Genomic DNA, 12,909 nt, shown 5'->3' with positions numbered 1-12,909 from the left:
CGTCGAACACCTCCGCGAACACCGGGAACCGCCCCACCAGACCGGCACCCATCCCGATGCGCTGCGCACCCTGACCGGTGAACAGGAACGCGGTCCGGCCCGAGCCGCCGGAACCGGCGTCGACCTCGGCCAGCGCCGCCGCGAACGACGCGAGATCCGAGCCCACGACGACCGCCCGGTGCTCCAGCGACGCCCGCGACGCCACCAGCGTCGAGCCCACGTCCACCGGCCGCAGATCCGGCCGCGCCAGCACGAACTCCCGCAGCCGCCCGGCCTGGGCCCGCAACGCCTCCGGCGTCCGCGCGGACAGCACCCACGGGAGCACCGCCGGGGCCTCGACGACCGGGGCCGCCTCGGCCAGTTGCGGGGCGGGCTCGCCGTCGGTGTCGCCGAACTCGTCCTCGGCCGGGACGGTGGCCGACGGCGCCTCCTCCAGGATGACGTGCGCGTTGGTGCCGCTGACCCCGAAGGAGGAGATGCCGGCCCGCCGCGGGGAGTCGCCGGGGGCCCAGGGGCGGGCCTCGGTGAGCAGCTCGACCGCGCCCGCGGTCCAGTCCACGTGACTGCTCGGCGCGTCCACGTGCAGGGTGCGCGGCATGGTGTCGTGCCGCATCGCCATGACCATCTTGATCAGGCCGGCCGCCCCCGCCGCCGCCTGGGTGTGCCCGATGTTCGACTTGACCGAGCCGAGCCACAACGGCCGGTCCCGGTCCTGCCCGTACGCGGCGATCAGCGCCTGCGCCTCGATCGGGTCACCGAGCCGGGTGCCGGTGCCGTGCGCCTCGACCACGTCGACGTCGTCGGGACCGAGCCGTGCGTTGGCGAGCGCCTGCAGGATGACGCGTTCCTGGGAGGGGCCGTTTGGGGCGGTCAGCCCGTTGCTGGCGCCGTCGGAGTTGACGGCGCTGCCCCGGACCACGGCGAGGATCGGGTGGCCCTTGCGGCGGGCGTCCGACAGCCGCTCGACGAGCAGCACGCCGACGCCCTCGGACCAGCCGGTGCCGTCGGCGGCGTCGGCGAACGGCTTGCAGCGGCCGTCGCCGGCGAGGCCGCCCTGGTTGTCGAACTCGGCGAAGATGCCGGGGCTGGTGATCACGGTGACGCCGCCGGCGAGCGCCATCGAGCACTCGCCCTGCCGCAGCGCCTGGGCGGCCAGGTGCAGCGCGACGAGCGACGAGGAGCAGGCGGTGTCGATGGTGACGGCGGGACCTTCCAGGCCGAGCGCGTAGGCCACCCGACCGGACACGACGCTGCCGGCGGTGCCGGTCAGCAGGTGCCCGTCGGACCCGGCCGGCAGGTCGGCTGCGCCGAGGCCGTAGCCGGACACCGGCGCGCCCATGAACACGCCGACCTGGTCGCCGTGCAGGCCCTGCGGGTTGATGCCGGCCCGCTCGACCGCCTCCCAGCAGGCTTCCAGCGTCAGGCGTTGCTGGGGGTCCATGGTGAGTGCCTCGCGCGGCGAGATGCCGAAGAGCCGGGCGTCGAAGTCGCCGGCGTCGAGGACGAAGCCGCCCTCGCGCCGGTAGTCGCCGCCGCCGGTGGCCCAGCCGCGGTCGGTCGGGAAGTCACCGACGCCGTCGCGGCCGTCGGCGACGAGTTGCCACAGCTCCTCCGGCGAGGTGACGCCGCCGGGATACCGGCAGCTCATCCCGACGATCGCGATCGGTTCGCGCTCGCGGGACTCGGCGACCCGCAACCGGCGGCGCGCGTGCCGCAGATCGGTCGTGACCCGCTTGAGATAGCCGAGATACTTCTCTTCGTCCGCCACTCGTTTCACCCGTCCAGGCAAGCGTTTTCCGGGCAGCATCAGCCGTTCCGGCGATCGCGGAATTGACGATGGAGAACCGGGTGAGCACTGGCCGCCCGGCACGACACTGCTGTTTGACCGGAGCCTATGAGCGGGTTCGGAAGGCCAACAACCCCTACCCGGGGCCGGGGGCCCGAGGGCCCCCGGCCGCCGTCACGCCTGGTCGAGCTGCTGCTTGATGAAGTCGATCAGCTCGTCGTCGCTTGCCGACATCAACTCGTCGGGGGTCGTCTCGGCGGTCTGGACCGGGCGTCCGGTGTGCCACCGGGACAGGAACGCGTTGAGCCGCATGGCGACCCGGGCGCGGGCGACACCGTCGAGTTCGGCCCCGGCCGCCTCCAGGTGGTCGAGCTGGGCGAGGAACGGCTCCACCGCCGACTCCGGCGCCCCGACGACGAGGTCGTGCAGCATCGTGGCCACCGCGGCCGGACTGGGGTGGTCGAACACCAGGCTGGCCGGTAGTTCGGCGCCGGTGGCGGCCCTGAGCCGGTTGCGCAGCTCGACCGCGGTCAGCGAGTCGAACCCGAGTTCCTTGAACGCGCGGGCGCCCGGCACGGTGGCGATGCCCGGGTGCCCGAGGACGGCGGCGACCTCCCGGCGTACCAGCGTCAGCAGTTCCTCCGCCTGCTCGCCGCGCGGCAGCGGCAGCAACCGCTCGCGCAGACCGGCGGTCGCCCGGGGCGCGGCGGCCGGCCGTTCGCCGGCGAGCAGGTCGGCGAAGAGCGCGGACGGCCGTCCGGCGGTGAAGGTCCCGGCGAACCGCTCCCAGTTCACGTCGGCGACGGCCACCTCGACGTCGCCGCCGTCGACCGCCCGTTCCAGCGCGGCGATGGCGGCGGCCGGCTCCAGCGCGGCCAGTCCGCGACCGCGCAGGTACTCCTGCGCCTGCGGGTCGGCGGCCATGCCGGCACCGGCCCACGGACCCCACGCGATCGCGGTGCCCGCCTGTCCGCGGTCGCGGCGGGAGCGGACGAGCGCGTCGAGGAACGCGTTGCCGGCCGCGTACCCGGCCTGGCCGCCGCTGCCCCACACCCCGGAGATCGACGAGAACACCAGGAACAGGTCCAGGTCCGCCGTCTGCGCGTCGAGGTTGACCGCGCCGGCGACCTTGCCGTGCAGCACCTCGGCGAACTCGGCCGGGGTGACGGCGGCCAGCCCGGTGAGCCCGTTGACCCCGGCGGCGTGCACCACGCCGGTCAGGTCCGGCACGGTCGCGAGCAACGCGGCCAGCGCCGCCGGATCGGCCACGTCGCACGCCGCGACGGTCGCCCGGGTGCCGAGCCCGGCCAGTTCGGTGACCAGGTCGGCGGCGCCCGGCGCGGCCGGGCCGCGGCGGGACACCAGCAGCAGGTGCTCGGCGCCCCGGGCGGCCAGCCAGCGGGCGGTGTGCGCGCCGAGCGCGCCGGTGCCGCCGGTGACCAGCACCGTGCCGCGCGGGCGGTAGGGGGTCGCCGCCGCGGGCGCCGCGGCGGGGCGCAGGCGGCGGACGAAGACCCCGGCGGGGCGTACCGCGAGCTGGTCCTCGCCGGCGGCGGTGAGCGCCGCGGCCAGCCGGTCGGCGTCCCGCGCGGTCAGCGCCGCGGGCACGTCGACCAGGCCGCCCCAGCGACGCGGGAACTCCAGCGCGGCCACCCGGCCGAGCCCCCAGAGCTGGGCCTGGGCCGGGTCGCCGAGCGGCTCGACCGCGGCGATCGACACCGCGCCGCGGGTCAGGCACCACAGCGGGGTGAGCACGTCGGCGTCGTCGAGCGCCTGCAGCAGCGTGGTGAGCCGGGCGGCGGCCCCGGCGTCGGGGAACGCGCACAGCATGCCGGCCGGTTCCGGCCGGTCGGCGAGCTGTTCCGCCAGGTCGCGCCGATCGACGCCCGCGTCGAGGACCAGCTCGGTCGGGTCCGCGCCGGCCGCCCGCAGCGCCGCGACGACGTCAGCGGCGCCCTCGCCCGCGGTGACGACCAGCCAGCTCCCGGTGAGCCGCGGCGCGGCCGGCGGGTCGATCCGCTGCCAGGCCGCCGCGTAGCGCCAGGCGTCGGTCGGGGAGGCCGCGGCGGGACGCGCCGCGGCGGTGACCTCCGGCCAGAACCGCTGCCGCTGGAACGGGTACGTGGGCAGGTCGGCCAGCCGGCCGCGGTGACCGCCGAAGACCGCGGCCCAGTCCACGTCCACCCCCGCCACGTGCAACGCGGCGGTCGCGTGCAGCACGGCGGTCGCCTCGTCCCGGTCGCCGCGCAACATCGGGGCGAGCGTGAAGCCGCCGTCCCGGTCGGCCAGGCACGACTGCACCATGCCGGCCAGCACCCCGGACGGGCCCAGCTCGGCGAACCGGGTGACACCGACGCCGGCCAGGTGACCGACGCCGTCGGCGAACCGGACCGCCTCCCGGACGTGGCGCACCCAGTAGTCGGCCGAGAAGCTCTCGACCGGCTCGTTGGTCAGGTTGGACAGCACCGGGATGCGCGGGGTCCGGTACGTGACGTCCGCGATCGCCGAGGCGAACGCGTCGAGCATCGGCTCCATCAGCGGGGAGTGGAACGCGTGCGAGACGGTGAGCCGGGTGGTCTTCGCGAACCGGGGGGCCAGCTCGTCGATCGCCTCGGCGGTGCCGGAGACGACGACCGCCGTCGGCCCGTTGATCGCCGCGATGCCCAGCCGGTCCGCGTACGGCATCAGCGCGTCGCGTACCTCGGCCTCGGAGGCCTGCACCGCGAGCATCGCCCCGCCGGCCGGCAACGCCTGCATCAGCCGCCCGCGCGCGGCGACCACCGTCACCGCGTCGTCGAGGGACAGCGCGCCGGCCACGTGCGCGGCCACGATCTCGCCGATCGAGTGACCCAGCAGGTGGTCCGGGGTGACGCCCCACGACTCCAGCAGGCGGAACAGCGCCACCTCGACCGCGAAGAGCCCGGCCTGGGTGTGGTCGGTGCGGTGGATCAGCTCGGAGCCGCCGAGGACGACCTCACGCAGCGGGGTGTCGAGCAGCCCGTCGAACCGGGCGCAGACGGCGTCGAACGCCTCGGCGTAGACCGGGTGCCGCTGGTACAGCCCGTGCCCCATCCGCGGGCGTTGCGAGCCCTGCCCGGAGAACAGGAAGGCGAGCCCGCCGCGGGTCGCCTCCCCGCGGAGCAGGTTGCCGGCCGGCTCGTCGCGTTGCAGCGCGGCGAGGCCGGCTGAGAAGTCGTCCGGCTGCGCGCCGATCACCACGGCCCGGTGCTCGAGCGCGCGGCGGCCCAGCGCGAGGTCGTGGCCGACGCGGAAGACGTCCTGGTCCGGCTGGGCGGCGAGGCGCGTGGCCTGCTCGCGTACGGCAGCGGGGGTCTTCGCCGACAGCAGCCAGGCCACCGGGCCGGCCGGGATGTCGACGTCGGCCGGCTCCTGCCGGTACGCCTCCAGGATGGTGTGCGCGTTGGTGCCGCTGAGGCCGAACGACGAGACGCCGGCGCGGCGCGGGCGGTCCCCGGCGGGCCAGTCCCGCGCCTCGGTGAGCAGCTCGACCGAACCGGCCGACCAGTCCACGTGCGGGGTCGGGGCGTCCACGTGCAGCGTCGGCGGCAGCACGCCGTGGCGTAGCGCCAGCACCATCTTGATGATGCCGGCCACGCCCGCGGCGGCCTGCGTGTGGCCGATGTTCGACTTGATCGAGCCGAGCCACAACGGCCGGTCCCGGTCCTGCCCGTACGCGGCGATCAGCGCCTGCGCCTCGATCGGGTCACCGAGCCGGGTGCCGGTGCCGTGCGCCTCCACCACGTCCACGTCGGCCGGGGCGAGACCGGCCGAGGCGAGCGCCTGCCGGATGACCCGCTGCTGTGCCGGCCCGTTCGGCGCGGTCAGGCCGTTGCTGGCGCCGTCGGAGTTGATCGCGGAGCCCCGGACGACGGCGAGGATCCGGTGTCCCTGCCGCCGGGCGTCGGAGAGCCGCTCGACGACGAGCACGCCGGCGCCCTCGGCCCAGCCGGTGCCGTCGGCGGCCGCGGCGAACGCCTTGCACCGGCCTTCGGCGGCGAGGCCGTCCTGCCGGGCGAACTCGACGAACGCGCCGGGTGTGGACATCACCGTCACGCCGCCGACGACCGCCAGCGAGCACTCCCCGGCCCGCAGGGCCTGCGTGGCCAGGTGCAGCGCGACGAGGGAGGAGGAGCAGGCGGTGTCCACGGTCATCGCCGGGCCCTCCAGCCCGAACGCGTAGGCGATCCGGCCGGACAGCACGGCGGCGGCGTTGCCGGTGCTCACGAAGCCGTCGACGAGCGGGTCACCGGAGCCGAGCACAACGCCGGTGTAGTCCTGGCCGTTGGTGCCGGCGAAGACCCCGGTGCGGCTGCCGCGCAGCGACGCCGGATCGATGCCGGCCCGTTCGAACGCCTCCCACACCGATTCCAGCAGCACCCGCTGCTGCGGGTCCATCGCCAGCGCCTCGCGCGGCGACACCCCGAACAGTTCGGCGTCGAAGGCGGTGGCGTCCTCGATGAAACCGCCGACCCCGACCGGCAGGCCGGCGCCCCAGCCCCGGTCGGTCGGGAAGCCGGACAGGCCGTCGCCGCCGGCGAGCAGCAACTCCCACAGCTCGTCGGGGTTGGTGACGCCGCCGGGGAACCGGCAGGACACGCCGACGATGACGATCGGGTCGTCGCCGTCGTGCGCCGGAGGGGTCACCGGCTCCCGCGGCCCGGCTGCCGTGCCGGTGAGCTGCGCGTGCAGGTGCTCGGCGAGCGCGGCCGGGGTGGGGTGGTCGAAGACCAGCGTCGCCGGCAGCGGGGTCGCGGTCGCGCGGGTGAGCAGGTTGCGCAGCTCGACCCCGGTCAGCGAGTCCAGGCCCAGGTCGCGGAAGGCGCGGTCCGGGTCGATGTCGGCGGCGGAGCCGTGGCCGAGCACCAGCGCCGTGCTCTCGCAGACCACCCGGCACAGCTCGGCCGGGGAGGTGTCGGCCGCCACCGCCGCGCCGGCGGCGTCCGGCCGCGTGACGGGTGCGAGCACGTCGAGCAGCCGGTCGGCGCGGCCGGTGGCCAGCACCGGCCAGTCGGCGTCGGCGACCAGGACGGCCGGTTCACCGTCGGCGACGGCCGACGCGAACGCCGCCATCGCGCGCGCCGGTTCCATCGGCGCGAGTCCGCCTCGGCTCAGCCGCCGGCCGACCGCGTCGCCGCCGGCCATGCCGCCGTCGGCCCAGGGGCCCCAGGCGATCGAGGTGGCCGGAAGTCCGCGGGCCTGCCGGTCCCGGGCGAGGGCGTCCAGACCGGCGTTCGCCGCCGCGTAGTTGGCCTGTCCGGGGCTGCCGATGGTGCCGGCCACGGAGGAGAACAGCACGAACATGTCGAGGTCGCCGGTCAGCTCGTCCAGCAGACGGGCGGCGCCCACCTTGACCCGGGCGACCTCGGTGATCCGCTCCGGGGTGAGCGATTCCAGGACGCCGTCGTCGAGGATGCCGGCCGCGTGCACGACGCCCCGCCAGGGGTACGCGGCGACCAGCTCGCGCAGCGCGGCCTCGTCGGTGACGTCGCAGGCCGCCACGGTCGCCTCGGCGCCGAGCGCGGTCAGCTGGGTCAGCAGCTCGGCGGCGCCGGGCGCATCGGGGCCGCGTCGGCTGGTCAGCACCAGCCGGCCGACTCCGGCCCCGGCGAGCCAGCGCGCCACGTGCGCGCCGAGCGCGCCGGTCCCGCCGGTGATCAGCACCGGGCCGTCCGGCGGCACGAACTCGGCGCCGGTGCCGGGCGCCCGGTCGAGCCGACGCGCGAAGGCGCCGGCGGCGCGGATCGCGACCTGGCTCTCGTCGCGCCGGCTCAGCGTCGCGACGAGCTGGTCGCCGGCCCGTTCGTCGAGCACCGGCGGCAGGTCGACGAGGCCGCCCCAGCGGTGCGGCAGTTCCAGCGCGGCCACCTGGCCGAGCCCCCAGACCTGCGCGGCGGCGACGTCGGTGAGCGGTTCGGACGCCGCGACGCTCACTGCCCCGCGGGTCAGGCACCACAGCGGGGCGGCGGATTCCACGTCGCCGAGCGCCTGGAGCAGGGCGGTGGTGACGAGGACGCCGTCGTCGCCCGGGCCGGGCAGCACGACGACGGCGTCGAACGCCTCGTCGAGCAGCCGGTCGGCGATCGAGTAGCGGTCGTCGTGGGGTGTGAGGGGCAGCCGGACCGGTTCGGCGCCGGCGCGGGTGAGCGCGGCGGTGACGTGGTGCGGGTCGGTGCCCTGGGCGGCGGCCACCAGCCAGCGTCCGGCGAGCGCGGTCCGGGTGAGGTCGAGCGGTCGCCAGGTGACGTGGTGGTGCCAGGTGTCGCCGGCGGCCGGCTGGTTCCCGTGGTGGCGACAGGCGGTGACCGGCTCGGCCCAGTAGTGCCTGTGCTGGAAGGCGTAGGTGGGCAGGTCGACCCGGGGCGCGTCGGGCAGGATCGCGGTCCAGTCCACGGGCACGCCGAGGGTCCACAGCTTCGCGACCGCGTCGAGCACCGTGGCGACCTCGTCGCGGTCCTTGCGCAACGCCGGGACGTAGGTCAGCTCCGGGGCGGCCAGCGCGGACAGCACGCCCGCCGGGCCGATCTCCAGGCAGCGGGTCACCCCGTGCTCGGCGAGCCAGGACATGCCGTCGTCGAAACGCACCGTCTCGCGCACGTGCCGCACCCAGTAGTCGGCGGTGAACTCCGCGACCGGCTCCCCGGTCAGGTTCGACACCACCGGAATCCGTGGCGCCGCGAAGTCGATGTGCGCGATCGCGGCGGCGAAGTCGGCGAGCATCGGCTCCATCAGCGCGGAGTGGAACGCGTGCGACACGGTCAGTCGGGTGGTCTTGGCGAACCGCGACGCCACCTCGTCGATCGCCTCGGCCGGGCCGGAGATCACGACCGAGGTCGGGCCGTTCACCGCCGCGATGTCGACGCCGTCGGGCAGCACCGACCGGACGTCTGCCTCGGTCGCCTGCACCGCCAGCATCGCCCCGCCGGTCGGCAGCGCCTGCATCAACCGCCCGCGCGCCGCCACCAGCGTGACCGCGTCGTCCAGGGACATCACCCCGGCGACGTGCGCGGCGGCGATCTCACCGATCGAGTGGCCCAGCAGATGGTCCGGGATGACGCCCCACGACTCGACGAGCCGGAACAACGCGACCTCGACGGCGAACAGGCCGGCCTGCGTGTACACCGTCCGATGGATCGCGTCGGAGTCGATCGCGTCGCGCAGCGGCACGTCCAGGATCTGGTCGAAGCGGGCGCAGACGGCGTCGAACGCCTCCGCGAACACCGGGAACCGGTCCGCCAACCGCAGGACCATGCCGACGCGCTGCGCGCCCTGACCGGTGAACAGGAACGCCAGCGCACCCTCGGACACCACACCCGACACCACCGCCGCGTGGCCACGGACGGCGTCGGGCCCGGCGGACGCCCGCAGGCCGGCGAGGACCTCGTCGGGCGTGCCGCCCAGCAGGACCGCGCGATGCTCCAGCGCGGCCCGCCCGGTGGCCAGCGACCACGCCACGGCGGCCCGGTCCAGCTCCGGGTCGGCGGTCACGACGTCGCGCAACCGCCGCACCTGCCCGGCCAACGCCTGCGCCGACCGCGCCGACACCGGCCACGGCAGCGGACCCTCGACCTCGGGGGGGTCGACCACGGCCGGCTGCGCGGCCGGTTCCGCCAGGATCAGGTGGGCGTTGGTGCCGCTGATCCCGAACGCCGACACGCCGGCGCGTCGAGGACCACCCTCCGACTCCCACGACCGGGCCTCGGTCAGCAGCTCGACCGCCCCGGCGGTCCAGTCGACGTGCGGGGTCGGCTCGTCGACGTGCAACGTCGCCGGCAACACACCATGACGCATCGCCAAAATCATCTTGATGATCCCAGCGACACCGGCGGCGGCCTGCGTGTGACCGATGTTCGACTTGATCGACCCCAACCACAACGGCCGCGCACGATCCTGCCCGTAGGTGGCCAACAACGCCTGCGCCTCGATCGGATCACCGAGCTTCGTGCCGGTGCCGTGCGCCTCCACCACGTCCACGTCGGCGGTGGAGAGCCCGGCGCTGGCCAGCGCCTGCCGGATCACCCGCTGCTGCGCGGGCCCGTTCGGCGCCGTCAGGCCGTTCGACGCGCCGTCGGAATTGATCGCGGAACCCGCGACGACGGCGAGGATCCGGTGTCCGAGGCGCTCCGCGTCACCGCGACGCTCCACCAGCAGCATCCCCGCGCCCTCGCCCCAACCCGTCCCGTCCGCGCCCCCGGCGAACGACCTGCACCGGCCGTCCGACGACAACCCGTCCTGACGGGCGAACTCCGCGAACACCTCCGGACCCGTGATCACCGTCACCCCACCCGCAAGCGCCAGATCACACTCCCCCGAGCGCAACGCCTGCGCCGCCAAATGCAACGCCACAAGCGACGACGAACACGCCGTGTCCACAGTCATCGCCGGACCCTCGAACCCGAACGAATACGACACCCGACCCGAGAGCACACTGTTCGCCGTACCCGTCAACACATGACCGTCACCACCGTCAGCGGAGTACCCCGAGTTCGACGCACCCACGAACACACCCACCGGACGACCCCGCAACGACCACGGATCCACCCCCGAACGCTCCAACGCCTCCCACGACACCTCCAACAACAACCGCTGCTGCGGATCCATCGCCACCGCCTCACGCGGCGAAATCCCGAACAGACCCGCGTCGAATTGCGCGGCGGTGTGCACGAACCCGCCGGTCTGGGCGTAGGGCGTGCGGGCCGGCACCTGCCAGCCCCGGTCGACCGGGAAGCCGGAGGTGCCGTCCGCGCCGTCCGCGACCAGCCGCCACAGGTCCTCCGGCGACTCCACCCCACCCGGATACCGGCAGGCCATCCCGACGATGACGATGTCGTCGCCGGTCACCGGCACGTGCCCGGGGGTGCTCACCTCCGTCACGGTGCCGCCGCCGAGCAGGTCGTGCAGGTGCCGGGCCAGGGCCTGCGGGGACGGGTGGTCGAACACCAACGACGAGGGCAGGGCCAGGGACAGCTCCCGTTGCAGGGCGTTGCGCAGGTCGACCGCGGTCAGCGAGTCGAAGCCGAGGTCGTGGAACGCCGTCGTCGGGGTGATCTCGGTGACGTCGGCGAAGCCCAGCACCGCGGCGGCCCGTACCCGCACCAGGTCGAGAAGCGCGGGCAGCTCGATCCGGACCGCCGGTGTCGGGGCCGCCGGCGTCCCGGCGGACGACACGGCCAAGCCGTCGAAGAGCCGGCTCGGTCGCCCGGCGGTGAACGCGTCGATGAACCGCGGCCAGTCGACGTCGGCGACGACGAGTTCGGTGTCACAGTGGTCGACGGCCCGCGCGAACGCGGTCATGGCCAGGGCCGGTCGCATCGCGCGGAGGCCCCGGCGGTGCAGATGCTCCGCGGCCACGTCGTCGGCGGCGAGGCCGATCTCGGCCCACGGGCCCCACGCCACGGCCGTCGCCGGGGCGCCCCGGGCGGTACGCGCGGCGGCCAGCGCGTCGAGGTGGGCGTTCGCCGCGGCGTAGGCGGCCTGGCCGCCGCTGCCCCAGATGCCGGCGATCGAGGAGAAGACCACGAACCGGTCGAGTTCGGCGCCGGCGAGCAGTTCGTCGAGGTGGACCGCGCCGAGCACCTTGCCGGTGACGGCATCGGCGTACGCGGCGGTGTCGGTGTGCGCCAGGTCGAGCGAGGGCGCGACGCCCGCGGCGTGCACCACGGCGTGCACCGGCACGTCGGGGTCGATGCGGTCGAGGGCCGCGGCGAGCGCGTCGCGGTTGGCGACGTCGACCGCGGCGACGGTGACCCGGCTGCCCAGGGTGACCAGCTCGGCCGCAAGGGCCCGCGCCCCGGGGGCGTCGATGCCCCGGCGGCTGGTGAGCAGCAGGTGCGGCGCGCCCCGGCGGGCCAGCAGGCGGGCCACCTCGGCCCCGAGCGCCCCGGTGCCGCCGGTGACGACCGTGGTGCCGCGCGGCTGCCACGGTGTGGCCGTCCGGTCAATCGGCGCCGTGGTGACGCGGCGACCGAAGACACCGGACGCGCGTACCGCGATCTGGTCCTCGGTCCGTTGGGCGAGCGCCGCGGCGAGCCGCTCGCCGGCCTTGGTGTCGAGGGTGTCGGGCAGGTCGATCAGGCCGCCCCAGCGGTGCGGCAGTTCCAGCGCGGCGACCCGGCCGAGGCCCCAGAGCTGGGCCTGGGCGGGCCGTCGCAGCGGGTCGGAGCGGCCGATCGAGACCGCGCCGCGGGTGACGCACCACAGCGGGGCGGCGATGTCCGCGGCGGCGAGGGCCCGGATCAGGTCGAGGGTGGCGCCGATTCCGGCGGGGACCCCGGGGTGGCGGGGGTCGGATTCGTCGGCCGGCCCGGTGAGGGCGAGGACGCCGGTCAGGTCCGGGTGGTCGCCGAGCCGGTCGAGGTCGGTCACCAGCCGGACCGTGGCGCCGGCCGCCGCCAGGGCGTCCCGGACGCCGGACGGGTCGACGTTCTCCGGGGCGACGAGCAGCCAGGCGCCGGTCAGTGTGCCGGCCGGCAGCGCGTCGAGGGGCTGCCAGGCGGCGCGCATCCGCCAGGCGTCGGCGGTGGTGGCCGCCCGGTTGCGGCGCCGCCAGGAGGACAGCACCGGGACCACCGGGCGCAGCAGGTCGTCGGTGGCGTCGAGCACTCCGGCGAGCCCGGTGAGGTCCTCGCGGTCGACGGCGTCCCAGAAGCCGGCGTCGCCGGGTCCGGCGTCGGGCGTGGACGCGGGCCGCCGGCCGGGGTCGAGCCAGAACCGCTCGTGCTGAAAGGCGTACGTGGGCAGGTCGATCACGGTGCCGCCGGGGTTTGCGGTCACCGCCGCCCAGTCCACGTCGTGCCCGGCGACGTGCAGGTCGGCGAGGGCCTGGAGCACCGTGCGGTCCTCTCCGGCGTCCTTGCGCAGGGCGGGAACGCTGGTGAGGTCGCCGGCGACGTCGCGGGCCATCGGGGTGAGCACGGCGGCCGGCCCGATCTCCAGGCATCGGGTCACGCCGTGCTCGGCGAGCCATCGCACCCCGGCGGCGAAGCGCACCGCCTCGCGCACGTGCCGCATCCAGTAGCCGGCGGTGAACTGCTCAACCGGCTCACCGGTCAGGTTGGACACCACGGGGATGCGCGGCGCGGCGAAGTCGAGGTGCGCGATCGCGG

Annotated in this window: 2 protein-coding genes; both read right to left on the bottom strand. The window is 75.5% G+C overall.

Annotated elements, in window-relative coordinates; translation table 11 throughout:
- Window positions 1-1,768: beta-ketoacyl synthase N-terminal-like domain-containing protein (locus AB0H28_RS29705; protein WP_358047352.1), on the bottom strand; the 1,768-nt coding region annotated here is incomplete at its 3' end.
- Window positions 1,769-1,960: 192 nt separating this feature from the next.
- Window positions 1,961-12,865, bottom strand: coding sequence for an SDR family NAD(P)-dependent oxidoreductase (locus AB0H28_RS29700; RefSeq protein ID WP_358047349.1), 10,905 nt, complete (start codon window positions 12,863-12,865; stop codon window positions 1,961-1,963).
- Window positions 12,866-12,909 lie beyond the last annotated feature (44 nt).

The organism is Micromonospora sp. NPDC050980 (assembly GCF_040653835.1).
Taxonomy (GTDB): Bacteria; Actinomycetota; Actinomycetes; order Mycobacteriales; family Micromonosporaceae; genus Micromonospora.
The sequence above is the reverse complement of the archived record's forward strand: the minus strand, read 5'-3'. Positions and strand labels throughout refer to the sequence as shown.